A 23,301-nucleotide genomic window follows, 5' to 3' on the forward strand; every position below is an offset into this window, starting at 1 on the left:
TCATGTCGATGGTGAATGCATTTTCGCGCGAGGATTTCGAGCGGCTGGACGAAAGCGAACGGGCGCTGATCGCCCGGCGCGAAAAGGTGCTCGGCCCGGCCTATCGCCTGTTCTACGAAAAGCCGCTGCATCTCGTGCGCGGCGAAGGCGTGTTCCTCTATGACGCGGCGGGCGAACGCTATCTCGACGCCTATAACAACGTCGCCTCGCTCGGCCATTGCCATCCGCGCGTGGTGGAGGCGATCACCCGCCAGACCGCCGTTCTCAACACCCATACCCGCTACCTGCACGAAGGCATCGTCGATTATGCCGAGACGCTGACGTCGACCTTCCCGGAGGCGCTCAGCCAGGCGATGTTCACCTGCACGGGCAGCGAGGCGAACGACCTTGCCGTGCGCATCGCCCGCTTCGTCACCGGCGGCACCGGCATCATCGCCACGGAGCTTGCCTATCATGGCCTCACGGGCGCGGTCGCCGAATTCTCGCCTTCGCTCGGCGAATCCGTGACGCTCGGCCCGCATGTGCGCACCGTCGCCGCGCCGGACAGCTATCGCCATTCGCCGGAGGAGGTGATGGAGAAATTCGGCCGCGACGTGCGCGCCGCCATCGCCGACCTCAAGCGGCATGGCATCAAGCCGGCCATGCTGATCACCGACACGATCTTTTCCAGCGACGGCATCTTCGAAGGCCCGAAGGGCTTCCTGAAGCCGGCCGTGGATGCGATCCACGAGGCCGGCGGCCTCTTCGTCGCCGACGAGGTGCAGCCCGGCTTCGGCCGCACAGGGGAGGCCATGTGGGGCTTCGAACGCCACGGCGTCGCCCCCGACATGGTGACGATCGGCAAGCCGATGGGCAACGGCTACCCGATGGCCGGCATCGTGCTGCGGCCGGAGGTCATCGCCGAATTCGGTCCGAAGGCGCGCTATTTCAACACCTTCGGCGGCAACCCCGTCGCCGCCGCCGCCGGCAAGGCGGTGCTCGACGCGATCCGCACCGAAGGCCTGCAGCAGAACGCGCTCGACGTCGGCCGCTATCTGATGGACGGCCTGAAGAGCCTCTCCGGCCGCCACCCCGCCCTTGGCAATGTGCGCGGTTCCGGCCTCTTCGTCGGTGTCGAGATCGTCGCGGACCCCGCCGAGAAAAGCCCGGACGCCGCGCTCACCACCCGCATCGTCAACGGCCTGCGCGAGCGCCGCATCCTGATCAGCGCCTCCGGCCCACGCGCCAACGTCCTGAAAATCCGCCCGCCGCTGGTCTTCTCCAGCGAGAACGCCGACACGCTGGTGGATGCGCTCGCCGATGTGTTGAAGACGCTCTAGGCAGGGGTCTTGCGCCGAAACTCGGAATCGCCGCATGAGCCGCGCCCGCTCCGGTATCACCATACAACGGAGATCATCTTCCGTAATGCCGGCCCTGCAATCAGGGCTGGCGACGAGTCCGGGACCGCGATAGTCTTGCGGAACAAGGCACCCCGGAGGAGGAACGGACGATGACCTCGAAAGCATGGGCGGCTTCCCGTATCGCCGGCATTCTTCTTGCCGGTTTCGCAACGACAGTACCGGCAATGGCGCAGGAGGTGCTCTCGGCCTCTTCCGAGACGGGCGACATGATGACGGCCCATATCGCCGGACCGAAGCGGAACGCCGGCTGGTGGGAATTCACCGACGTGGCGCAGAACGGCGACGAACTGAGCAAGACCCATCTTTGCGTCGGCGACAAGTCGGAAGCCGTCTACTCCGCCTTCGACCAGATTTCCGGCTCCTCCTGCAGCAGCAAGCGCTTCGAGAAGACCGCGGAGGGTTACACCTACACCACCGTCTGCGGCGTGCCGGGCATGGACAATGTCACGACCCAGGGAACGCTGACGGGCGACATCGCCACGGCCTACACCATGGACGAGGTGAAGGACATCAGCCCGGCCGGCGACCACGCCAGACGCACCGCGAAGCTGATCGCGACGGACTGCCCGGACGACTATGCCGATGGCGACGAGTCGACGATGAACGGCATGCTCAAATCCTCCGTGCTGCTCGGACGCTAGGCATGGCAGCCGCGCCATAGACACCGCCTTCCCCGGCCTAGCGGCCGGGTTTGAGCCACGCCACGCTGGAGCTCGATGCTGGCGCCTCGCCCTCGCGGCGTCTCGACCGTGACCGGCGCACGCCTCGCAATCCCGTCACATTTGTCACTCCCATATCCCGCGCCTTCCGATCTAGCTTTGCCCTGTAGCGGCCGCATAGGGCCGGAACCGACCGGGAGCACAGGATGGCAGCGCGCGCAAAGATCGAGGATGCACGGACATACCGCATCGGCGACTGGTTCGGCCTTGCCGCCGCGCCGACCTTTGCCGCCATGGCATGGGCCATGGCCGGTGCGCCGGCCGGCATCTGCGCATCGGACGCCGGCATGCTTCCCGTGGACGGCATGGCCTGGATGTACCTGCTGATGAGCCTCTTTCACCTGCCGCCATGGCTGAGGCTCGCATCCCGCCGCCATGCGGCCGCTCATCGACCTCACACGCAAACCGAAGGAGACTGACCATGCAACACACCATCGTTTCACGCGACGAATGGCTCACGGCCCGCAAGGCGCTTTTCGCCAAGGAACGCGCCATGACCCACCAGCTCGATGCGCTTCGCGCCGAGCGCCGGCAACTGCCCTGGGTGAAGATCGACAAGCCCTATGTCTTCGACGGCCCGGACGGCGAATGCACGCTGAGCGACCTGTTCGGGGACCGGAGCCAGCTTGCGCTCTATCACTTCATGCTGACGCCGGGTTCGGAGCATATCTGCCCGGGCTGCGCGTTCACGGTCGATCACGCCGATGCCGCCCGGCAGCATTTCGAGCAGGCGGACCTTGCCTTCGTTGCGGTCTCGCGCGCGCCCATCCGGCGGATCGAGGAGGTCAGGGAGCGCATGGGCTGGACGTTCCCCTGGGTCTCGTCGGGCGACCGCGATTTCAATTACGATTTCGGCGTGTCCTTTACCCCGGAAGAGCGCGCCGAGGGGCGTGCGGCGTATAATTACGGCCTGACGACGATCCGCAACGCCTCCGACATGTTCGGCCTCAGCGTCTTCGCGCGGGATGCCAAGGGCGACATCTTCCACACCTACTCGACCTATCATCGCGGCACCGAGCTGCTGATGGGCGCCTTCAACTGGCTGGACCTCGCCCCCAAGGGCCGCAACGAGAACGGCACCATGAGCTGGGTGAAGCTGCACGACCAGTATTGAAGCGGCTGCCCAGGAACGAGCCGGCCCGTCAGCAATCGAGCGGATAGACGGGCCGGCGAAGGCGAAGATAGCTGCGGCGCGTCAGGTCCGGCGAGCTGAGGCCGCCGGCATCCGTGACGATCATGCGCGCCGCGATCGGGCCGAACGCGCCCTTGAAATGTTGCATGGATTTGACCGCGAGCACCACCTTGCCGGTCGGCTCGATGCCCACGGCACGGAAGATGTTCTTGTCCAGCATCTGCATGCGCTCGGAAACGATCATGATGTCAAGGCCACCGACGCGCAGGCAGACGCTCCGGCCGCAGGTGCCCGGCAGGCCGGTGAACATCGGCCCCTCGAAGACGAACCGCCCGTCGCTGACGGCCATCACCGTGCCTGTCACCGTCAGCGGGCCGCCGCCGACCGTGGGGTCGGTGCGCCCGCCGATCGTCACCGTCACCTGCGCACCGACGCCGGCCGCGGCGATCTCGGCCACCGCCTCGGGATCGAGCAGCGCTCCGGCCGCCGCATCCTTGATCCCCGCCTCCAGCAGGGCGGCGATCAGGGCGGTGCAATCGCTATAGGCCCCAGAGCCGGGATTGTCGGAAAAGTCGGCCACCACGACGATGCCCTCCGCCGGATCGGCGGCTTTCAGCGCGGCGATGCACTCGGCAAGCGGCACCGGCTGCGCCCAGTCGTGGCGATAGGACCAGATGGCCTCGCACAAACGCTCGCCGATGCCCTCCGCCACGGCCGCCGGCGCGACGGCCGCATCATAGGTAACGACAACGCTCGGCCCCGCCGCCCACACATCGGCATCGGTAAAGCCCGCATTGATCGAGACATTGAGGATGCCGGGAGCGGCCGCTTCCGTATCCGCAATGTCCAGCAGACGGCACATCGGGCCGTTGTCCGTGGTGCGCCCGTCGTCGCAGCCGAGCAGCATGGGCGGGCGGCGGATGGCAAGTTTCGGCATGATCGCCCCGGCCATCGTCTCGTGCAGCAATTCGCAGGCCTGGACGCCCACCTCCCGCATGTCGACATGCGGATAGGTGCGGAACGACACGGAAATCTGCGCGAGGCCGGCAAGCTCGTCGAAGACATTGGCATGAAGGTCGAGGGTGATGGCCACCGGGACCGCGTTACCGAGGACGGAGCGAACCGCGCGCAGGAACTGGCAGTCGCCATCCTCGTCCGTCTGCGTGACCATCGCGCCGTGCAGCGCGACGAAGACCCCGTCGAAGGGGCCGCCCTCCTTAAGGCCGCGCAGGCACGCCTCGGTGATCTCCGCCCGCGCCTCTTCGCGAATGATGCCGTTCGGCTCCGCATGGGCCGCCACGATATAGACCGGCGTCCAGCCCTTCGCCCGCGCGACCTCGATGGCCCCGCCGACTTCCGAGCCGGTGCCCTCGAAATTGCGCGGTATCTCGTCGCCCTTGAAATAGTGCGACGCATGGAAATCGCCGATGCCGGTCCGCTTCAGGGTGAAGGTATTGGACTCGTTGATGAACTCGATGATGGCGACGCGATAGGACATGCAGACCCTTCCCTGCCCCCAAAGGGGCGCCCTTCCCTGCCCCCGGAGGGGCGGACGACAACGGAGACGACCCGAAGGCCGGCGCAACCCGAAAAAACGCCGGCGGCAAGGCCCGGCAACAGGGCCTTGCCGCCGCATTCTTGCGGACGGATCGGCTATTTGCCGAAAAGCGCGCTCGCATTGCTCGGCTTCTGGCGGATATCGAAGTCGAAATATTTCTTGCGGATCGTATCGTAGGTGCCGTCGCTGACGATCTTGGCGAGCGCCGCGTTCACGCGCTCACGCAGGGCGTCGTCATCCTTGCGGAAGGCAAGGCCCGCGCCGAGCGTGCCGTCCTGAAGGAACTCCTCGCCGACGAAGGCGCAGCATTCCTCGCCCTGCGCCAGCCAGTCGGCGCTGGCGATCTTGGATTCGACCAGAAGATCGAGGCGGCTGTTCTGCATGTCCAGGAAGGCTTCGCCGAGCGTCGGGTAAAGCTTGACCTCGTTATCAGGGAAGAACTGCTTGAGCATGTCGACGGCGATGGAGCCGGACTGCGTGCCGATGACCAGGCCCTTGGCGAGGTCCGGCTTGATATCGGTCAGCCCCAGCTCCTTCGACGCGACGAAACGCATGGCGTTGAAATAATAGGGATCGGAGAAGCTGACCTTCTCCATGCGCGCTTCCGTGATCGCCATGGAAGAGGCGATGATGTCGAACTTGCTCGCCAGCAGCGCCGGAATGATGCCGCTCCACTCGTTGACGCTCCATTCGCACGTCGCCTTCAGCTCGGCGCAGATCGCATTGCCGATATCGATGTCGAAGCCCTTGAGCTGGCCGTCCTCGGCCACATAGTTGAAGGGCGGATAGGCGCCCTCCGCGCCCATGCGGATCGTCTCGGCCTTCGCCAGAGCGGTGCCGGCCAGCACAAGCGTCATCGCAGCGCAGGCATAAAGCGCAATTTTTCTCATCGTCGTTCCCTCGTTGCTGTTCGTTTCGAGCCTGCCCATTGCACGCGGCCTCCGGCGCGCAAGGCGGCGGAATCGGAAAGAACCATGAATTTCCTGGATCGCGGCGGAACGGGGCACCCGTTTTTTTCGTTCTGCACCGATAGGATTACTGTTGAGGGCGCGGCGCAACAATGCAAAAGATATATTGCTGATTATTAGTTTTCCTCATGATGCCATGACCGACCGCCAACGCCGAAAGCTGCTCGCGAACCTGCGCGCCCTGCGGGCTTTCGAAGCCGTGGGCCATCACCGCAGCTTCACGGCGGCGGCGAACGAGCTTGCCGTCAGCCAGGGCGCCGTAAGCCATCAGATCAAGCAGCTTGAGGAACGGCTCGGCCGGCGTCTTCTGGAGCGCAATGCGCGCGGCGTCGGCCTCACCTCCGAGGGCAGCCTCCTGCTGGATGTCTGCGCGCGTGCCTTCGAGGAGATCGCGGACGTCCTATCGCTGATCGGGCAGGAGAACGGAACGCAGATCCTGCGCATCCGCACCGGCCCGTTCTTCGCGATGGAGGTGCTGGTGCCGCGCATGGCCGGCTTCCTGGAGCGCAATCCCGGCATCCAGCTTCATCTGAGCAACCTGGAGGAACGCAGCGGCGGGCAGGAGCGGGAGGACGCGCAGATCAAATACTGCCTCCACCCGCCGGCGGGCCATTATGCCATCGAGATCCTGCGCGAGCGTCTCGTGCCGGTGTGCAGCCCGGCCTTGCTGGCGAGCGTCGCGCGCGGCGAGGACCTTCTGTTCAGCCAGAGCGTCGCGCGCCTGCACTATCGCAATGCCAGCGACTGGAAGAACTGGCTCGCCCACAACCACCTGCAGGAAACGCGCACCAACGCGAACCTCTTCTTCGACGACCAGCACACGCTGCTCGCCGCGGCCCGCTCCGGCCATGGCATCGGCTTCTCGCACCGCGCCTTCGTGGAGGCGGATATCGCGCGCGGCACGCTCTGTGTGCTGTCCGAGGACATGTTCCAGCCGGAGGAATGCTACATGTTCATCTGCCCGAAGGAGAGCATGGCCGCCAATCCAGCCCTCGCGCGCTTCCGCGACTGGCTGATCGAGGAAGTGGCGGCCATACGCTAGCCCCCTTGCGGCGCTCAGGCGCCGAGGAAGTCCGCCATCTCGACATTGTAGAAGGTCTTGGTGCGCGGACCGGCGAGGATCGGATCGATCCGCCGCACGCATTCGCGATAATGCGGGGTCTTGCGATGGTCCTCCAGCGCTTCCGGCGACTTGAAGACTTCATAGATGACGAAGCTGTGCTCGTCTTCCGGGTTGCGCAGCACGTCGAAGCGCAGGTTGCCCGGCTCCTGGCGCGTGCCTTCGTAGTTGATGCGGAATGCCTCCAGGAATTCGGCGGCATGGCCCGGCTTGACGTTGATGCTGACCATCTGGATGAGCATGTCTTGATCCCTGCTATGTTGAATGTCGGATGAAAGGTTAGAGGCCCGGCGCTTTCCACATGGCCGTGGTGACACCCTCGTCGACGAGCTGGCGCTGCAGCGCATAGGCGCGCGCCCAGCGTTCGCCGGCCTCGTCGTAGATGGCCTTGTGCCCGAAGTTCGGCTCGAAACGCTTGTCCCAGCGCACCCAGCCTTCGGCCGCCTCGACGAAATCGCGGCGAAGGCCGATGCCGATGGCGGCGGCAGCCGCGCAGCCGAGCGCCGTCGCTTCCTTGACGACCGGGGTGACGACCGGAAGGCCCGTCGCGTCGGAGAGGATCTGCGACCAGTGGGCGGATTTCGACGCGCCGGCGGCGAAGACGATCTTGTCCGGCGTCTTGCCGGAGAGCTTGAAGATGGCCGCAAGGTTGCGGGCCGCGACGATGGCGGCGTTTTCCTGCAACGCGCGGAAGATCGCCGCCTTGCCGGACTTCTCCGGGTCGATGGACAGGTTCAGCAGCGACGGGGCGGCGTGATACCAGTTGCCGTAGCGCATGACGTCGGAGAAGACGGGAATGATGCCGTAGGCGCCGACGGGCACGCCCGCCGCCTTCGCCTCAAGCAGCGTGTAGGCGTCGCCGCCCGGTCCGGCCGCCGCCACTTCCTCCGCGCCAAAACTGTCGCGGAACCAGCGCATAACGATGCCGACGAAGAAGCTGATCGCCTCGGCCTGGTTGAGGCCGGTGACGACATGCGGATTGATGCGCAGGTCCATCGACGGATCGGAGACATCGAGGCCGACATTGACCACCTGCTGCCAGAAGGTGCCGCCGAGCACCGCGCAGTCGCCCTCGTTGACGACGCCGATGGCCGCGGCCCCGCTCTGGCAGTCGCCGCCGCCCATGACGACGGGCGTGCCGGCGGCAAGGCCGGTCTCGTCTGCCGCCTTTTGCGTGACGCGGCCGATGACCGTGCCCGGCTCGACGCTTTGCGGGAAGATGTCGTCGCGCATGCCGGCCTTCGCCATGGCTTCCGGCAGCCAGTCGCGTTTCGTCAGGCTGTAGAGGCCGGTCGTGCCGGCATTGGAAGGATCGCTGGCGATGACGCCGGAAAGGCGCGCCAGCACCCAGTCGGAAAGCATGCCGATCTTGTCGATGCGGGCATAGACGTCCGGCAGGTTACGCTTCAGCCAGAGAAGGCGCGGCAGCGCGCCGAGCGCGAAGGTCTGGCCGCTCTCGGCGTAGAGATCGCGTTCGAGGCCCGGAAAGTCGCGCTTGAGATCGCGCACTTCGCTGACGGCACGGCTGTCGACATTGGCGCAGGCCCAGATTTCCCGGCCGTCGCGGTCATAGGCGACGAAGGCCTCGCGCATGCTGGTGGCGCTGACGGCGCGGATATCTGCGGCCGTGATGCCGGCCTCGGATATCGCCTGCCGGATGGCGCGCGACAGCAGCGACCAGTTGCCTTCCACGTCGAAATCCATGGAGCCGGGAAAACGCGGATCGGCCTTGTGCCACCATTCGTGCTGGGCGCTGGCGATCTGGTTGCCGTTCTCGTCGAAGATGACGGCGCGGCCGCTGCCGGTGCCGGCATCGACGGCCAGCAGATAGGAAGTCGTCATGGGGTCAGTCCTTGATCTCGATGAGGCCGGCGGCCGTCGTCTCGTCGGTAATGAGGATGCCGACGAATTTTCCGCGCAGCGCCGCGTGGATGGCCTGCACCTTCTGGATGCCGCCCGCCGCCGCCACGACCTTCTCCGCGCGCGACAGCGCCGCAAGCTTCACGCCGATCACCCGGTCGTGCAGGGGCAGGTCGAGCGGTTCGCCGCGCTCGTTGTAGAACTGGCAGAGGATATCGCCGACCGCGCCCTTGCGGCGCAGCGGCTCCACCTCGTCCGGGCTGACATAGCCCGAGCGCACGACGGTGGAGGCGGCGGAAAGCTCACCGATGCCGACGAGCTGGTAGGTGGCGTTGAGCGCCATGTCGAGGAGGTTGGCGACGGCCGGCTCCGAGGAGAGGTTGCGCGCCACGTCCGGGTCGCGCACGACGAGCGGCGCGGGCACCAGATGCACGCCGCTGCCCCAATTGGCCGTGCGCATACCGTCGACATAGGTGCCGACGCCGCCGGTGAGGCTGACGAGGCCGATATTGCGCTCGTTGGCGAGATGGCCGAGCCGCTGGATGGTGTTGGACACCGTCGCGCCCCAGCCAACCGCCAGAAGGTCGTCCGTCTGCAATCGCTGCATGAGGAACTGCGCGGCCGCCTGCCCCAGCCGGTCGCTCGGGTCCTGATCGGGAAGCTGCGGCACGACATAGGCTTCGAGCAGCCCGTAGCGCTCCTTGATCTGCCGCTCCAGCGCAAGGCAGCCCTGGTAGCGCGAATTGATGCGCACCTGGATGATGCCCGAGCGCCGGCCGCTTTCCAGCAGGCGCGAGACCTTGATGCGCGACATGTTGAGCTTTTCGCCGATCTCGTTCTGCGTCAGCCCGTCGTTGTAGTAATACCAGGCGATACGGGTGAGGATTTCCTCATCCGTATCGGCGTAGCTCCATTCCCCGTTGTCCGTCGCCATGCAAGCGGCCCTTTCGGTCGATTTCTGATCATTTGAATAACAAAAAAACTTTTGATACGTCAACGCATCCGTGTGGCGAAAAATTCTTTGCGGCCGCAATTCCTTGATTTTCGCTGATAAATCATATTTTGCAGTGCAATATCAGCCATGTGTAATCGCACAGGGCGATTTGAGCATATTGACGGCCTTGCGCCACTATGATCACATGATTGGCACGAATTACATATGAACAGGTGCAGAATGACGGATAGCCCGGCGGCCGGGAGGGTCGCGAAGCTGACGGACATCTGGAAGTCCTACGGTGCCGTTCCGGTGCTGAAGGGCGTTTCGCTCGCCTTGCAGGCCGGGGAAGTGCATGCGCTTCTCGGCGGCAACGGCGCCGGCAAGTCGAGCCTCATGAAGATCATGTCGGGCGTCATCCCGGCCAATTCCGGCGAAATCGAGATCAACGGCCGGGCGCTCGCCCATGCCTCCCCCGCCCATGCGCAGGAGCTCGGCCTCTATCTGGTGCCGCAGGAAGCCCATATCCTGCCGAACCAGAGCGTGCTGGAAAACATCTGCCTCGGCCTTGCCGCCTCGCCGAAAGCGCTGCGCCCGCGCGTCGAACAACTCGTCGCGGAACTCTCCGTCTCCCTCGACCTCGACGCCCAGGCCGCCGCCCTCGAAATCGCCGAGCGGCAGATCGTCGAAATCCTGCGCGGCCTCGTGCGCGATGCACGCGTGCTGATCCTCGACGAACCGACCTCGGCGCTGACCCCCTTCGAGACGAGCGCGCTCTTCCAGCGCGTGCGCAAATTGCAGGCGCAGGGCGTCGGCATCTTCTTCATCTCGCACAAGCTGCGCGAGATCCGCGAGATCTGCGGCACGATCAGCGTCTTGCGCGACGGCGTGATCGTGCTGTCCGGCCCGCTCGACAGCTACAGCGACGCCGAGATCATCGACGCGATGAGCCGCGTGCAGATCACCGAAGCCTCCAGCAAGGACCGCACCGGCCGCAAGGTCTCGCAGATCGGCCAGCCGCGCCTCAGCGTGCGCGGCCTGAGCGGCGAGGGTTTCCGCAATATCAGCCTCGACGTCAGGGCCGGCGAAATCCTCGGCCTTGCCGGCGTCGTCGGCGCGGGGCGCACGGAATTCGCCGAAACGCTCTTCGGCCTGCGCCCCCAGACGGCGGGCAGCGTGGTCTTCGACGGCGCGGAACTGAAGAAGCGCTCGCCGCGCCTCTGCATCGACCGCGGCCTCGTCTACCTGCCGGAAGACCGCCAGCAGCATGGCCTCTTCCTCGAAGCGCCGCTCTTCTGGAACGTCTCGTCCTATCTCGTGCATCGCCTGCCCTTCTTCCTGCGCCCCGGCGCGGAACGGAAGGCCTTCGACGAATTCCGCTCCAGCATGGGCATCAAATGCACCGGCCCCGGCCAGGAGGCGCGCGGCCTTTCGGGTGGCAACCAGCAGAAGGTGCTGCTGGCGAAATGCCTGTCGGCCCGGCCGAAGGTGCTGATCCTCGACGAGCCGACGCGCGGCGTCGACGTCGCGGCCCGCAACGATATCTACGACCTCATCCGCAAGCTCGCCGCAGAAGGCGTCGCCATCGTTCTCATCTCTTCGGATTTCGACGAGATCGAACAGCTCGCCGACCGCGTCGAGGTCATGGCCTTCGGCCAGTCCGGCGGGGAGCTGACGGACGACATCTCGGTGGACGCCATCGCCCGCCTTGCCTTCGGCGCCTCGGAGGCCCGTCATGCTTGACCTCTTCGCGCGCAACCGCGTCGCAACGCTCATCGCCGTTCTCATCGTCGCCTATGCCGCCATTGGCGCGGCCGCGCCCGGCTATCTCTCCGGCGCGACAGCCTCCGTCGTCGTCTCCAACAGCCTCGTGCTGATGCTCATCTCGCTCGGCACGATGATCGTCATCCTGACGCGCAATATCGACGTTTCCAGCGGCTCCGTGCTGGGTCTCAGCGCCGCCGTGCTCGGCCTGTCGCTCAATGCCGGCCTCGGCTTGCCGCTCGCCATCGTCTTCTGCCTGATGACCGGAGCCGCCGCCGGGGCCTTCAACGGGCTGATGGTCGCCTATCTCGGCATCCCCTCCATCGTCGCCACACTCGGCACGCTCGGCCTTTACCGCGGCATCATGCTCGTTCTGACGGGCGGGCGCTGGATCGAGGACCTGCCGCAGGACCTGAAGGCGCTCGCCGGCAATCTCGGCCCCGGCTTTTCCGCGCTCACCGTCGTCGTGCTCGTCCTCGTCGTGCTGACATGGCTGGTGCTGCGCAAGACGCGCTTCGGCCGTTATTTCTACGCCGTCGGCGACAACCGCGCCGCCGCGCACCATCTCGGCGTGCCGGTGAAGCGCGTACAGTTCACCGCCTTCGTCGCGACGGGCCTTTGCGCCGCACTCGCCGGCCTCGTCTTCGCCGCGCAGATCGGCTTCATCCCCAACCAGGCCGGCAACGGCATCGAGCTGAAGGCCATTGCCGTCAACGTGCTCGGCGGGGTCAGCCTGCTCGGCGGCACCGGCTCGGTCGCGGGCGTCTTTTCCGCCGTCATCTTCATCACCTCCATCGATAGCGCGCTCGTCTTCCTGAAGATCCCCGCCTACTGGAACGACTTCATCGCCGGCGCGATCCTGCTTTCAGTGCTGCTGCTGGACGGGCGCATCCGCCAGATCATCGACCGCCGCATCCGCGCCCGCCGCTATGCCGTGCATGAGCGCGGCCCCGCCCAACCCGCTGAAACGACGACGGCGCGCACCGTGGAGGCCGGCCGATGAAAAAGCTCATCTTCCGCTGGGAAACCGCGCTCCTCGCCATGCTCGTCGCCGAGCTTGCCATCTTCGGCCTCGTCAATCCGCGCTTCCTCAATGTCGCGAACCTGATCTACGGCACCTCGGACTTCGTGCAGATCGGCATCGTCGCCCTGCCGCTGACCCTCGTCATCATCGCGGGCGGCATCGACGTCTCCTTCGCCTCGGTGATCGGCCTTGCCGCCATCGTCTTCGGCGTCGCCACCTTCTACGGCGTACCGCTGCCGCTTTCGATCACGCTGGCGCTCGTCTCCGGCGCGCTCTGCGGGCTTTTGAACGCCACCGTCATCCAGCTGTCGAAGATCCAGCCGCTCGTCGTCACGCTCGGCAGCCTCTATCTCTTCCAGGGCACCGCGACGGTCGCCTCCGGCCTCGTCGGCGCGGGCGGCTATGAGGGCATCGGCAATTTCCCGGACGCCTTCAACGCCTTCGGCTATGCGGAAGTCCTCGGCCTGCCGGCCTCGCTCGCGCTGTTCCTGGCGCTCGCCTTCGTGCTGGTCGTGCTGCTGCACTTCACCCGCTTCGGCCGCGCCGTGTTCCTTTCGGGCCAGTCGGAAAGCGCGGCGCGCTTCGCCGGCATCCCGGTCGGCCGCGTGCAGACCATCACCTATGTCATCACGGGCGTCTCGGCCGCCATCGCCGGCCTCGTCATGTCGGCCTATTTCGGCTCCGCCCGCGTCGACCTCGGCTCGGCAACGCTGCTGCCCGCCGTCACGGCGGCCGTGCTTGGCGGCGCCTCCATCTATGGCGGACAGGGGTCCATCCTCGGCACCCTGATCGCCACCTTCGTCATCGGCTACCTGCAGCAGGGCCTGCAGGCGGCCGGCGTCCCCAGCCAGATTTCCAGCGCACTTTCGGGAGGGTTGCTGGTTGTCGCGGTCGCATTGCGCCATGGAAGCGCAATGCTGGCCGATTTCATCGCCGTCGCCCGGCAAAAGAGACAGACCCGGGCGGCAGTCACTTCAGGAGGAGAATGAGAATGATCAAGACTATTCTGAAATCCAGCGCTCTCGCCGCCGCACTTCTGGCCGGCACCGTGCTCGCCTCGGGCGCTGCCCATGCCGAAAACCAGATCGCCTTCATCCCCAAGCTGGTGGGTGTCGGCTTCTTCACCTCCGGCGGCGCCGGCGCGGTGAAGGCCGGCGAGGAAGTCGGCGCGAAGGTCACCTATGACGGCCCGACCGAGCCTAGCGTTTCCGGCCAGGTGCAGTTCATCAACAACTTCGTCAACCAGGGCTACAACGCGCTGATCGTCTCCTCCGTCTCGCCGGACGGCCTGTGCCCGGCGCTCAAGCGCGCCATGGAGCGCGGCGTGCTCGTCATGACCTGGGACAGCGACGTCAACCCGGATTGCCGCAGCTACTACATCAACCAGGGCACGCCCGAGCAGCTCGGCGGCCTTTTGGTCGACATGGCCGCTGAAGGCGTGACGAAGGAAAAGGCCAAGGTCGCCTTCTTCTATTCCAGCCCGACCGTCACCGACCAGAACGCTTGGGCGGAAGCCGCCAAGGCGAAGATCGCCAAGGAGCATCCGGGCTGGGAAATCGTCACGACCCAATACGGCTATAACGACGCGCAGAAGTCGCTGCAGACCGCCGAAAGCATCCTTCAGACCTACCCGGACCTCGACGCGATCATCGCACCCGACGCCAACGCCCTGCCGGCCGCAGCGCAGGCAGCCGAAAACCTGAAGCGCGCCGAAGGCGTCACCATCGTCGGCTTCTCCACACCGAACGTCATGCGCCCCTATATCGAGCGCGGCACGATCCAGCGCTTCGGCCTGTGGGACGTCACCCAGCAGGGCAAGATCTCGGTCTACGTCGCCGATCACGTCCTGAAGAACGGTCCGATGAAGGTCGGCGACAAGCTGGAAATCCCCGGCGTCGGCACTGTCGAAGTCTCGGCCAACAAGGTTCAGGGCTACGACTACGAGGCGGACGGCAACGGCATCATCCTGCTGCCGGAGCGCACCGTCTTCACCAAGGACAACATCGCCAACTTCGACTTCTGATCACCCCGGACGGCGGGCGGCTCCGGCTGCCCGCCGTTCTTCATTTCAAGGACAGGACATCCGCATGAAAAGCCGCTGGAACGACGAGGACGCAGCCCGTTACGTGGAGGCCGCGCTGGAGGCCGGACAGAGCGAGGCCCTCGGCCTTCGCATCTACACCTCCCGCATCATCGGCGGCGACCCAGACCTCGTGCTGCATGGCGGCGGCAACACCTCCGCCAAGGTGACGGCGGCGGACGGCGAAGCCCTCATGCACATCAAGGGCAGCGGCTGGGATCTCGACACGATCGAGGCGCCGGGCCTTCCGGCCGTGCGCCTCGCCCCCCTGCTCGAAGCCCGCGACGGCCCGAAGTTGTCCGACCCGGACATGGTCGCCCTGCTGCGCGCAAGCCTCATCGAAGCGGACGCGCCGAACCCGTCCGTCGAGGCGCTGCTGCACGCCTTCCTGCCCTTCGCTTTCGTCGACCATACCCACGCGACCGCCATCCTGGCGCTCGCCGACCAGCCCGACATGCGCGACACCATCAAGCGCGTCTACGGCGACCGTCTTGCCTATGTCCCCTATGTCATGCCCGGCTTCGATCTTTCCATCGTCGCCGACCGCATCTACCGCGACCATCCGGGCTGCGAGGGCCTCTGGCTGGAGAACCACGGCCTCTTCACCTTCGCGAACGACGCCCGCGCCTCCTATGAGCTGATGATCGAATTCGTCACCATGGCGGAAGAGGAACTCGCCCGCGCCGGCGTCGCGCTCGGCGGCCCGCAACAAAGCGACGGCGCGGAGGACGCAGGACTCCGTGCCCGGCTGGAAAAAGCCCTTGCCCGCGACGGCTCCCCCTTCGCCAAGGGCGTCTTCCTCGATTACCGCTCCACCGCCGCGATCCGCGAGCACGCCGCCAAAAGCAATGTCGAGGCCATCGGCCTGCGCGGCACGGTGACGCCGGACCACGTCATCCGCATCAAGCCCTGGCCGATGGTCCTTGCGCCGGATGCGGACGATGCGGCCATCGACGCCGCTCTCGCCGCCTATGCCGAGCGCTACCGGGCCTATTTCACCCGCAACGCCGCGCGCACCAACGAGCCGAAGCGCATGCTGGACGTCTATCCGCGCGTCGTTCTGGTTCGCGGCAAGGGCATCTACGCCCTCGGCGCGAACGCGAAGGCTGCGAAGATCGGCGGCGACCTCTGCGAGCAGGCGACGCGGGCCATCAACGCCGCTGAAGCCTACGGCCGCTTCACCCCCATCGGCGAGGCCGATCTCTTCGACATGGAATACTGGTCGCTGGAACAGGCCAAACTGGCTGTCAGCGCGCCGTAGCCCGCTATCGCGGGCCGTCTAGAAGAGCCGCACGGTCTCTGATTTTGTTAAGATGGGAAAGGTGTCGGCCGTATTTACGGCCACCGGATGCAAACCTGAAGCCCATCCATTCCCGCTGGGTGGTCGCCACTCCGGCAAGGGAGGCACCGGAGTGGCGTTGCTCAGAACAGCGCCACGACCTTGTCCGCGATGGCGTGCCCGAGCTTGATGTTGGTTTCAGCGGAGAAGTGAATGCCGTCGACGCCATCGGTGGCGACATGGTCACCCGCGGCGAGGAACTCGACCTTGGTGAAATCGGCAAGCGCCTTGTAGAGCCCTGCGAGCTGCTTCGACTTCTCGTAGCCGCCGCCGAACATGCCCTCGAACCACGGGTCCGGCATCGGCGCGAGCGGCGGCGGGGCGACCACCAGCACCTTCGGCGCGGGATAGGGTGTGCCGACGCCGCCCGCCGAGGTCAGGACCTGGCCGACCAGTTTGCCCATGCCGTTGGCGATCTCATAGGGCGTCCTGTGGAAATAGGACTTCGTATCGTTCGTGCCGAGCATGATGATAACAAGATCAAGCGGCAGGTGGCTGGCGAGCGCGGCGGGCAGATAAGCACTGCCGTTGAGGCGCGGGTCGTTCGGGTCATCAAGGCTGGTGGTGCGGGCGCTCAGGCCCTCCTCGATGATATGATAGCCCGCGCCGAGCCGCGCGGCCATGGCCCCGGTCCAGCGTTGCTCGTAGGGATAGCGCAGCGTGGGCGCGGATTCCTTCACGGGAATCCAGCCCCAGGTCAGCGAGTCTCCGAAACACAGGATTGAGCGCTTTTCCGCCATTGACGTCCTCCTTTGAATAGCTGTCGATTTTCATTTGCCGGCGCGAAGGCCATAGAAGATGGCTGCGAACAGGATGATCAGGCCCTGGGCGACAAGCTTTCCCGCGTCCCCCACACCGAGCATCGTCATCACGACGAAGAGGAAGGCGAAGCAGAGCACGCCGAAGAACGGCCCCCAGACGCCCCCCTCCCCCCGTCCGAAGACGACACCGCCGAGAATAGTGGCGGCGACCGAAAGGATCGGCAGGTCCAGCCCGACGCGCACGCTGCCGACGGCAATGGACGCGGTCTGGACCAGCGCGGCTATGGCCGCCATCAGACCAGCGAGCGTATGCGCCAGAATGACCGTGCGCTCCACCGGAACGCCGGAAAAATGCGCTGCCGGCATGCTTTCCCCAACCGCCGCGACGAAGCGTCCGAAGACGGTCTGCGAGAGGAGCAGCGCCATAAGAGCTGTCAGCAAAATCCAGAAAATGACCGGGCTGGGCAGGCCGATGAAGCGGGTGTTGAACAGCTCGGCGAAAATCTTCGGTACATCACCCGGCGGCTTGCCGCTGGAAAGGTATTGCACGAAGCCGACGAGCACGATGGACAGCGCCAGCGTCACGATAACGGCGGAGGCGCGGCGCCTTGCCACCATGAGACCGTTGAAGACGCCGATGGCAAGGCCGATCGCCAGTGCCAACGCAATATAGAAGCCCAATGAGGCGCCGGGGAAGGTGCCCGAAGAGATGCAGTAGTTGATGAGCAGGATGACGCCGCCGCCCGACAGGTCGATGGATTTCACCCGCATCACCAGGAGCTGGCCGAGCACGAGAATGCCGAGCGGCACGACCTGGCGCACGAAGACGCCGAGCACATTGGCGTTGAGCATCTGCGGGCGCGCCACGAACAGGATCGCGAGCAGTGCAACGAGCAGATAGTAAGACGGCGGGACCTTGGAGATGCGCCGGAAGAGGGGCGAGTTGACGAGAGCCGACATGGTCAGAGTCCGATCTTCTTGCGCGACTGGAGCGCGACGACGGCCATAAGCAGAGTGCCCTTGATCGCCGTCTGCACGAAAGGTGTGACGTTGAGCAGATTCATGCCGTTGGACAGCAGCGCGAGCACCGCGACGCCGATGATCGTGCCGTGAAGGCTGCCGACACCACCGGAGAGCTGCGTGCCGCCGATCGCGACTGCCGTGATCGCGTCGAGCTCCATCAGAAGACCGACATTCGGATCACCGGAGACGATACGGCCCGCGAGGAATACGCCGGCAAGGGCTGCGAAGAGCGAGCAGAGCACATAGGCCAGCAAGATGTTGCGGCTGGCCGGTATGCCGAAATTGCGCGCCGCATCGTCGGTGCCGGAGGCAATGCCGCCGCCGATCGCGAAGAGATGCAGGCCATAGCGGGTGCCGTAGAGCATCTTCCAGGCAGCAAGGATCGTCAGGATGCCCCAGAAGATCGGAAGCGGCAGGCCGAGAAACGACCCCTCCACCAGCCAACGCACGCCTTCCGGCACAGTACCGCCCGAGACGGGGCGCAGCACGCGGGTGATACCGAGCACGACATATTGCATCGAGAGCGTCGCGACGATGGGATGAACGTTGAGCCGGGTGACGCAGTAGCCATTGGTCGCGCCGATCAGGCCAGCGAGCAGGAAGACGCCAGGGATGGTGATATAGCCCGGCAGGTCTAGCGCAAGGATCGCCGTCGTGAAGCTGACGACGGAGCCGATGGAGAGGTCAAGCCCGCCAACGAGCACGACGAACATCTGCCCGACGGCGGTGATGAGCAGCGGCATACCCTGCGCGACAAGATTGGCGAGATTGCTCCACTGGCCGAACTGGCTGGTTGTGGCGGCAAGCCAGAGCACCATGCCCAGCGCGATCACGAGCGGCAGCAACCAGAGGCCCTGCCGGCTGCCGCGACCGACCAGCAATTTTCCGAAGGTAGCAGAAGAAGGGATCATCAGGCTTTCCAGTCCATCATGCGCTGAGGGCCGCATCGAGAATGCCGTGTTCGGTCGCAACCGCCGCCTGCATTTCCGAAACGACGGTGTTGCCGTGGATCACGTAAAGCCGGTCGCAAAGGCCGATCAGCTCCACCGTTTCGCGCGACAGGACGATCACCGCACCGCCCGCTTGCGCAAAATCATGCAGAATCCGGTAGATTTCCGCCTTGGCGCCGACATCGACACCCCGTGTCGGCTCTTCGATGAGGAGAAGGTCGGCATCGGTCGCGAGGTAGCGGCCGAGCAGTACCTTCTGCTGGTTGCCGCCGGAAAGCGCGCCGACAGGAACGGACGGGCCGGACGCCTTGACGTTCAGCCGCCGCATTGTCTCGGAAACGAGAGCGCCGTAGCGTTTTGCCGCCGCCAGCGGCGGCCGACCGGCATGTAGCGCAGCAACAATGTTCTGGCCGATGGCATGACCGAGGAACAATCCCTCGTCCTTGCGATCCTCCGGCACAAAGGCGCCGCCGAGCGCCTGCCAGCGCCGCACGCCGCTTTCCTTCGCCATGGGCAGCCTGATGGTTTCTCCCCGCCGGGACACCACACCTTCGACCGGCGCGAACTGTCCTACAAGCGCCCGCAGAGCCTTCTGCTGCCCCTGCCCTTCCAGCCCGGCAAAGCCAACGATCTCGCCCCTCCTAACCGTGAAGGAGAAAGGCTTCGAATCCTGCTGCAACCTGAGATCGGATACCGAGAGCGCCGGGGCACCCTCGCCATCGCCACGCTCGGGGAAGAGATCTTCCAGTTCGCGCCCGACCATCATCGCGATCAACGAGCCCGGCATCATCTCCGAAAGCGGGCGCGTACCGATCAGTTGGCCGTCCTTCAGCACCGTCACCACGTCGCAGATGGCGAAGATCTCGTCCATGCGGTGAGAGATATAGACGATAGCCTTGCCGGCATCGCGCAGTGCCCGGATATGCCGGTTCAAGACCGCGACATCGGCCACGTTCAGCGCCGCGGTCGGCTCGTCGAGAATGAAGACATCGGCATCCGCGTCGATGCCATGGGCGATCTCGACGAACTGGCGTTCGGCGATGGAAAGCTCGGAAACCAGCGTATCGGGATCGAGCGTCAGGCCGAGGCGGTCAAGCGCGCCTTTCGTCTCCTCGCGCATACGACGCCTGTCGATACCCCCCAAATGACCGGCAGGCTCGCGGCCGAGAAACATGTTCTCGGCGATCGTCATGTTGGGCAGCAGCGAGAGTTCCTGAAAGACGGTCGATATGCCCGCCTCCAGCGCCGCGCGCGGATTGGAGAAACTGACAGTACGGCCGGCCTTGCGGATTTCGCCGCTATCCGGCTGGTGCACTCCAGCCAGAATCTTCATCAGCGTCGACTTGCCAGCGCCGTTCTCGCCCATCAGGGCATGCACGGTGCCCGGCTCCAGCGCCAATGAAACATCGCGAAGCGCGACGCTACCGCCGAACGCCTTGGATATTCCGGCCATTTCTATGAGATGCGACATGATTTTCCCCCGCCTTGTGCCGGGAGGCAGGCCCCTGCCCGCCGCCCGGCGCATCCGTCTACTGCTTGGCGTAGAACTCCTTGAGTTGCTCCTCGGAAAGCTCAGAGGGCCACCAGACATTGGCCGACAGGTCGTCGCGATAATATTTCTTGACCTTTTCGAGGTCCCAGCCCGGCGGGTTGTAGTCATAGTGCTTGTGAAGCGCCTTGCCCTCCAGAAGCGCGACGGCGGCGCGAATGCCGGCAGCACCCTGGGCGGGGCTGTATTCCGACGAAACGGACTTGAAGCCGTCGGCGATCCACTGGCCGAAGAAGCCATTGTTGCCTTCGCCGGAAATCGGCGGGATAGGCGCGCCGAACTGCTTGAAGACGTCGACGCAGGCGCGCGTCATGTCCGCTCCGGACGACCAGATGCCATCGACATTGGGATCGTTGAGATAAAGCGTCTCGCAGACCTTCTTGGCCTTGTCATACTGCCAGTCGCCATGCTCTTCGGCGGTGATCTTGATCTCGCTGCCTTCGAGAGACTGCTTCAACCCGTTGTAGCGGTTGGTGTCTTCCGGATGACCGGCAAGGCCCCGCAGCACCCAGATATTGCCCTTGCCGCCAAGTTCCTTGACAAGGAAGTCGCCCATGACCTTACCAAAGTGCTCGGCGCCGCCCTGGATCTCCGTGGTATAAGCCTCGGATTCGATGCGGCCGGTATGCAGCACGACCGGGATGCCTGCCGCGACGGCCTTCTCGATGCTGGCATTGGCCGAGGTCGAGGTTACCGGCTGGACGATGATCGCATCCACCTTTTGCGCAATCAGGTCTTCGATGTCGGCAACCTGCTTCTTCTGGTCGAAGCCAGCGTCGAGCAGGATGAACTTGGTGATGCGCTTGTCGCGGTCGGCGGCGGCCTGCGCCTCGTGCGCCACCTGCACCGTCCAGGTATTGGCGTTGACGCCGAAGCTGCTCATGCCGATGACCCAGGGTGCCTCTTTCTTGTACTTGCCTTCCTCGACCGTCGGATTGTTCCCCGCGCGGGTCGTGACGCCTTCAAGCAGCGGCACCTCCTGCGCAAAACCGTTCGTTGCGAAGACCACCCCGGCCAACAGAACCGATAGGCCGATTTTCCTGATGATGCTGCTCATACTTCTCCTCCAAAAGCAGGCGTCCAACGGGGGATTTGCTGGCCGCAAGGCATGCGGACACCGACAGCCCGCGACCCATGTCCGGTGCTCGTGCACAGCCTTCGAAACGACCTGAAACTCTCCTCCGAGCGACACAAAACCACTGGCGCTTTCGACTGTCAATAGTTATTCAGACTGAATGAATAATACGCCATCCTTGCAAATCCCCCTCGCGGATGCGAAGTCTGAACCCGAAAAGCGGGCATGCGGCCCGGTGGAGGAGACAGTGACGCGGACCGTTCTATGCTTCGGGGATTCCAACACCCATGGCCAGGTTCCCGGCGGCGGGCCGCTTGAGCGTTACACGCGGGAGCAACGCTGGGGCGGCGTGCTGGAGGGCCTTCTCGGCCCAGGCTGGCAGGTCATCGAGGAAGGCCTGAGCGGCCGCACCACCGTCCACGACGATCCGATCGAAGGCGCATTGAAAAACGGTCGCACCTATTTGCGCCCCTGCCTGCAAAGCCATACGCCGCTCGACCTCATCATCATCATGCTCGGTACCAACGACCTGAAGCGGCGCTTCAACATGCCACCGTCGGAGGTCGCCATGGGCATCGGCTGCCTGGTGCACGATATCCGCGAACTTTCGCCCGGCCCCGCCGGCCACGACCCCGAGATCATGATCGTCGCGCCACCGCCAATGCTGGACGACCTCAAGGAATGGGAATCGATCTTCTCCGGAGCGCAGGAAAAATCCCGCAAGCTGGCGCTTGAGTTCGAGATCATGGCGGATTCACTGGAGGCGCATTTCTTCGATGCCGGCGCGGTTTGCCGGTGCTCGCCGGCCGATGGCTTTCATATCAACGAGGCCGCGCATCGCCAGCTCGGCGAGGCGCTGGCGCAGGAAGTCCTGGCGATCGGGTGGGCCAATGCATAAGCGCTCACGCCTGACTATTACCCCTTGTGGGAAGGATTGCCCCCTTGCCTGATATGCGCTTCGCGCCCCCCAACCCGCTCCGCATCGCCGACCGTGCCAGCGGCCTCAACTCGCTGAGCGTGCGCAGCCACAACGAGCGCCTGGTACTCTCTCTGCTCCTTCAGAACGAGGCGACCACCCGCCTTGAGATCGGTGAGAAGACCGGCCTTTCGGCCCAGACGATCTCCGTCATCGTGCGCTCGCTTGAGCAGGAAGGCCTCGTCGTGCGCGGCGAAGCACAGAAAGGACGCGTCGGCCCGCCGACGACGCCGCTGATGCTGAATTCCGAGGGCGCCTATTCCGTCGGCGTCAGCGTCGGTTATCGCAACACCCATATCGTCGTTGTGGATTTCATTGGCCAGGTGCAGCACCATCGCGTGATGCCGCATGCCGACGCGGACATGTTCGATGCGCCGGAGGCGCTTGCGCTCGAAATCCAGCAGGCCATTGCCGGGCTTTCGCAAAGCCGGCAGGCACGCATCGCAGGCGTGGGCCTAGCGCTCCCCACTCCACCGATCCGATCCGGTCCGGACCATGACGTGCTGCACCGCTATCTGGAAACGGAGCTTGGCCTTCCCATCTTCGTGCAGAACGACATCACGGCCGCGGCGGGCGGCGAGAGCCTGTTCGGCACGGCACGGCAATTGCAGGACTTCCTGTTCTTCTATCTCGGCGCTCGCCTGCATGGCCGCCTGGTGCTCAACCATCAGATCTACAATGGCAATTCGCCGATCAGCTACGATGTCGGCGTGCTCGCGCTGGAGCGCGCCCTGCCCTCCGGCGATGCGGCTGTGGAGAAACTCTGGGGGCAGGAATCGTCCTGGCCGCCCATGGGACCGGTACTCGACGAATGGCAGCAGGCCTGTGCGCAAAGTCTCGTCGAGTTGACGCAATCCCTGTTGCAATTCATCGAACTGAAGACAATCGTCCTCTCGTCCTTCGCCCCCGCCGATATCTGCGCGAGACTGTGCACGCTCATCCAGCGGGAAATTCCCTCGGTCAGCGCCGTCATCGGTAGAACGTCCATGGCCCCGAAGGCCGTCGGCGCAGCGAGCCTGCCGTTCAGTTCACGTTTCATGGTGCACTGACCCGGACACCGTTTTACGCA

At 65.0% G+C, this 23,301-nt stretch carries 22 protein-coding genes; 12 read left to right on the top strand and 10 right to left on the bottom strand.

Going from position 1 to position 23,301, the window contains the following annotated elements; all coding sequences use genetic code 11:
• Positions 1–2 precede the first annotated feature (2 nt).
• The 4 genes from K8M09_RS14805 (at position 3) to K8M09_RS14820 (ending at position 3,233) form a co-directional block, all read left to right on the top strand.
• A complete protein-coding gene (locus K8M09_RS14805; protein ID WP_160785057.1) occupies positions 3–1,319 on the top strand; it encodes an aspartate aminotransferase family protein in 1,317 nt (438 codons plus the stop codon).
• A 170-nt stretch (positions 1,320–1,489) separates the two neighbouring features.
• A complete protein-coding gene (locus K8M09_RS14810) occupies positions 1,490–2,041 on the top strand; it encodes a DUF3617 domain-containing protein (RefSeq protein ID WP_160785056.1) in 552 nt (183 codons plus the stop codon).
• Between the two features lie 224 nt (positions 2,042–2,265).
• Positions 2,266–2,538: a hypothetical protein gene (locus K8M09_RS14815; RefSeq protein ID WP_160785055.1), complete on the top strand. Its 273-nt coding sequence runs from the start codon at positions 2,266–2,268 to the stop codon at positions 2,536–2,538.
• A gap of 2 nt (positions 2,539–2,540) precedes the next feature.
• Positions 2,541–3,233: a DUF899 domain-containing protein gene (locus K8M09_RS14820; RefSeq protein ID WP_160785054.1), complete on the top strand. Its 693-nt coding sequence runs from the start codon at positions 2,541–2,543 to the stop codon at positions 3,231–3,233.
• A gap of 28 nt (positions 3,234–3,261) precedes the next feature.
• On the opposite strand, the gene K8M09_RS14825 is transcribed toward K8M09_RS14820, so the two are convergent.
• A complete protein-coding gene (locus tag K8M09_RS14825) occupies positions 3,262–4,749 on the bottom strand; it encodes a M81 family metallopeptidase (protein WP_160785053.1) in 1,488 nt (495 codons plus the stop codon).
• Between the two features lie 155 nt (positions 4,750–4,904).
• Positions 4,905–5,738, bottom strand: coding sequence for a transporter substrate-binding domain-containing protein (locus tag K8M09_RS14830; RefSeq protein WP_229341911.1), 834 nt, complete (start codon positions 5,736–5,738; stop codon positions 4,905–4,907).
• Between the two features lie 175 nt (positions 5,739–5,913).
• On the opposite strand from K8M09_RS14830, the gene K8M09_RS14835 reads away from it, so the two are divergent.
• Positions 5,914–6,819, top strand: a complete 906-nt coding sequence (locus K8M09_RS14835) for a LysR family transcriptional regulator (protein WP_160785052.1) — start codon at positions 5,914–5,916, stop codon at positions 6,817–6,819.
• A gap of 14 nt (positions 6,820–6,833) precedes the next feature.
• Here the strand turns inward: K8M09_RS14835 and K8M09_RS14840 are convergent, their stop codons facing one another.
• From K8M09_RS14840 to K8M09_RS14850, 3 genes are read right to left on the bottom strand one after another with little or no spacing between them, the layout of a single operon-like run.
• Positions 6,834–7,139, bottom strand: a complete 306-nt coding sequence (locus K8M09_RS14840; protein WP_160785051.1) for an antibiotic biosynthesis monooxygenase — start codon at positions 7,137–7,139, stop codon at positions 6,834–6,836.
• Between the two features lie 37 nt (positions 7,140–7,176).
• Positions 7,177–8,739: an autoinducer-2 kinase gene (gene lsrK, locus K8M09_RS14845; RefSeq protein ID WP_160785050.1), complete on the bottom strand. Its 1,563-nt coding sequence runs from the start codon at positions 8,737–8,739 to the stop codon at positions 7,177–7,179.
• Between the two features lie 4 nt (positions 8,740–8,743).
• Positions 8,744–9,691, bottom strand: coding sequence for a sugar-binding transcriptional regulator (locus K8M09_RS14850; RefSeq protein WP_160785049.1), 948 nt, complete (start codon positions 9,689–9,691; stop codon positions 8,744–8,746).
• 240 nt (positions 9,692–9,931) lie between these two features.
• Between K8M09_RS14850 and lsrA the strand changes: the two genes are divergently transcribed.
• From lsrA to K8M09_RS14875, 5 genes are all read left to right on the top strand, one after another.
• Positions 9,932–11,434, top strand: a complete 1,503-nt coding sequence (lsrA, locus tag K8M09_RS14855) for an autoinducer 2 ABC transporter ATP-binding protein LsrA (RefSeq protein WP_160785048.1) — start codon at positions 9,932–9,934, stop codon at positions 11,432–11,434.
• Positions 11,427–12,458 carry an ABC transporter permease subunit gene (locus K8M09_RS14860; protein WP_160785047.1) on the top strand — a complete coding sequence of 344 codons (1,032 nt, stop codon included), beginning with the start codon at positions 11,427–11,429 and terminating at the stop codon, positions 12,456–12,458. The genes lsrA and K8M09_RS14860 overlap by 8 nt, the downstream gene beginning before the upstream one ends.
• Entirely contained in the window at positions 12,455–13,468 is a 1,014-nt protein-coding gene (locus tag K8M09_RS14865) for an ABC transporter permease subunit (protein WP_160785046.1), read from the top strand. The genes K8M09_RS14860 and K8M09_RS14865 overlap by 4 nt, the downstream gene beginning before the upstream one ends.
• Before the next feature lie 2 nt (positions 13,469–13,470).
• Complete coding sequence (gene lsrB / locus K8M09_RS14870; protein ID WP_160785045.1) at positions 13,471–14,502, top strand: autoinducer 2 ABC transporter substrate-binding protein LsrB; 1,032 nt, start codon at positions 13,471–13,473, stop codon at positions 14,500–14,502.
• Positions 14,503–14,566: 64 nt separating this feature from the next.
• Complete coding sequence (locus K8M09_RS14875) at positions 14,567–15,820, top strand: class II aldolase (RefSeq protein WP_160785044.1); 1,254 nt, start codon at positions 14,567–14,569, stop codon at positions 15,818–15,820.
• Positions 15,821–15,981: 161 nt separating this feature from the next.
• Here the strand turns inward: K8M09_RS14875 and K8M09_RS14880 are convergent, their stop codons facing one another.
• The 5 genes from K8M09_RS14880 to K8M09_RS14900 are packed head-to-tail and all read right to left on the bottom strand — an operon-like array spanning position 15,982 to position 21,238.
• A complete protein-coding gene (locus K8M09_RS14880) occupies positions 15,982–16,638 on the bottom strand; it encodes an SGNH/GDSL hydrolase family protein (RefSeq protein ID WP_160785043.1) in 657 nt (218 codons plus the stop codon).
• Between the two features lie 30 nt (positions 16,639–16,668).
• A complete protein-coding gene (locus tag K8M09_RS14885) occupies positions 16,669–17,619 on the bottom strand; it encodes an ABC transporter permease (RefSeq protein WP_160785042.1) in 951 nt (316 codons plus the stop codon).
• A gap of 2 nt (positions 17,620–17,621) precedes the next feature.
• Positions 17,622–18,593 (bottom strand): ABC transporter permease, encoded by a 972-nt coding sequence (locus tag K8M09_RS14890; protein ID WP_160785041.1) that lies wholly within the window; start codon positions 18,591–18,593, stop codon positions 17,622–17,624.
• 16 nt (positions 18,594–18,609) lie between these two features.
• A complete protein-coding gene (locus K8M09_RS14895) occupies positions 18,610–20,103 on the bottom strand; it encodes a sugar ABC transporter ATP-binding protein (protein ID WP_160785040.1) in 1,494 nt (497 codons plus the stop codon).
• Positions 20,104–20,161: 58 nt separating this feature from the next.
• Positions 20,162–21,238 carry an ABC transporter substrate-binding protein gene (locus K8M09_RS14900; protein WP_160785039.1) on the bottom strand — a complete coding sequence of 359 codons (1,077 nt, stop codon included), beginning with the start codon at positions 21,236–21,238 and terminating at the stop codon, positions 20,162–20,164.
• A 265-nt stretch (positions 21,239–21,503) separates the two neighbouring features.
• Between K8M09_RS14900 and K8M09_RS14905 the strand changes: the two genes are divergently transcribed.
• Together K8M09_RS14905 and K8M09_RS14910 are read left to right on the top strand one after the other, a co-directional pair.
• Positions 21,504–22,154, top strand: coding sequence for an SGNH/GDSL hydrolase family protein (locus K8M09_RS14905; protein WP_160785331.1), 651 nt, complete (start codon positions 21,504–21,506; stop codon positions 22,152–22,154).
• A gap of 53 nt (positions 22,155–22,207) precedes the next feature.
• On the top strand, positions 22,208–23,281 hold the full coding sequence (locus tag K8M09_RS14910; protein WP_160785330.1) for an ROK family transcriptional regulator: 1,074 nt from the start codon (positions 22,208–22,210) through the stop codon (positions 23,279–23,281).
• The last annotated feature ends 20 nt before the right edge of the window (positions 23,282–23,301 follow it).

Source organism: Shinella zoogloeoides (assembly GCF_020883495.1).
Lineage (GTDB): Bacteria > Pseudomonadota > Alphaproteobacteria > Rhizobiales > Rhizobiaceae > Shinella > Shinella zoogloeoides.

What these genes read in the sequence shown, in the direction of transcription:
- K8M09_RS14805 (WP_160785057.1), top strand. Translation starts at nt 3, where the DNA reads ATGTCGATGGTGAATGCATTTTCGCGCGAGGATTTCGAGCGGCTGGAC.
- K8M09_RS14810 (WP_160785056.1), top strand. Translation starts at nt 1,490, where the DNA reads ATGACCTCGAAAGCATGGGCGGCTTCCCGTATCGCCGGCATTCTTCTT.
- K8M09_RS14815 (WP_160785055.1), top strand. Translation starts at nt 2,266, where the DNA reads ATGGCAGCGCGCGCAAAGATCGAGGATGCACGGACATACCGCATCGGC.
- K8M09_RS14820 (WP_160785054.1), top strand. Translation starts at nt 2,541, where the DNA reads ATGCAACACACCATCGTTTCACGCGACGAATGGCTCACGGCCCGCAAG.
- K8M09_RS14825 (WP_160785053.1), bottom strand. Translation starts at nt 4,749, where the DNA reads ATGTCCTATCGCGTCGCCATCATCGAGTTCATCAACGAGTCCAATACC.
- K8M09_RS14830 (WP_229341911.1), bottom strand. Translation starts at nt 5,738, where the DNA reads ATGGGCAGGCTCGAAACGAACAGCAACGAGGGAACGACGATGAGAAAA.
- K8M09_RS14835 (WP_160785052.1), top strand. Translation starts at nt 5,914, where the DNA reads ATGACCGACCGCCAACGCCGAAAGCTGCTCGCGAACCTGCGCGCCCTG.
- K8M09_RS14840 (WP_160785051.1), bottom strand. Translation starts at nt 7,139, where the DNA reads ATGCTCATCCAGATGGTCAGCATCAACGTCAAGCCGGGCCATGCCGCC.
- lsrK (WP_160785050.1), bottom strand. Translation starts at nt 8,739, where the DNA reads ATGACGACTTCCTATCTGCTGGCCGTCGATGCCGGCACCGGCAGCGGC.
- K8M09_RS14850 (WP_160785049.1), bottom strand. Translation starts at nt 9,691, where the DNA reads ATGGCGACGGACAACGGGGAATGGAGCTACGCCGATACGGATGAGGAA.
- lsrA (WP_160785048.1), top strand. Translation starts at nt 9,932, where the DNA reads ATGACGGATAGCCCGGCGGCCGGGAGGGTCGCGAAGCTGACGGACATC.
- K8M09_RS14860 (WP_160785047.1), top strand. Translation starts at nt 11,427, where the DNA reads ATGCTTGACCTCTTCGCGCGCAACCGCGTCGCAACGCTCATCGCCGTT.
- K8M09_RS14865 (WP_160785046.1), top strand. Translation starts at nt 12,455, where the DNA reads ATGAAAAAGCTCATCTTCCGCTGGGAAACCGCGCTCCTCGCCATGCTC.
- lsrB (WP_160785045.1), top strand. Translation starts at nt 13,471, where the DNA reads ATGATCAAGACTATTCTGAAATCCAGCGCTCTCGCCGCCGCACTTCTG.
- K8M09_RS14875 (WP_160785044.1), top strand. Translation starts at nt 14,567, where the DNA reads ATGAAAAGCCGCTGGAACGACGAGGACGCAGCCCGTTACGTGGAGGCC.
- K8M09_RS14880 (WP_160785043.1), bottom strand. Translation starts at nt 16,638, where the DNA reads ATGGCGGAAAAGCGCTCAATCCTGTGTTTCGGAGACTCGCTGACCTGG.
- K8M09_RS14885 (WP_160785042.1), bottom strand. Translation starts at nt 17,619, where the DNA reads ATGTCGGCTCTCGTCAACTCGCCCCTCTTCCGGCGCATCTCCAAGGTC.
- K8M09_RS14890 (WP_160785041.1), bottom strand. Translation starts at nt 18,593, where the DNA reads ATGATCCCTTCTTCTGCTACCTTCGGAAAATTGCTGGTCGGTCGCGGC.
- K8M09_RS14895 (WP_160785040.1), bottom strand. Translation starts at nt 20,103, where the DNA reads ATGTCGCATCTCATAGAAATGGCCGGAATATCCAAGGCGTTCGGCGGT.
- K8M09_RS14900 (WP_160785039.1), bottom strand. Translation starts at nt 21,238, where the DNA reads ATGAGCAGCATCATCAGGAAAATCGGCCTATCGGTTCTGTTGGCCGGG.
- K8M09_RS14910 (WP_160785330.1), top strand. Translation starts at nt 22,208, where the DNA reads ATGCGCTTCGCGCCCCCCAACCCGCTCCGCATCGCCGACCGTGCCAGC.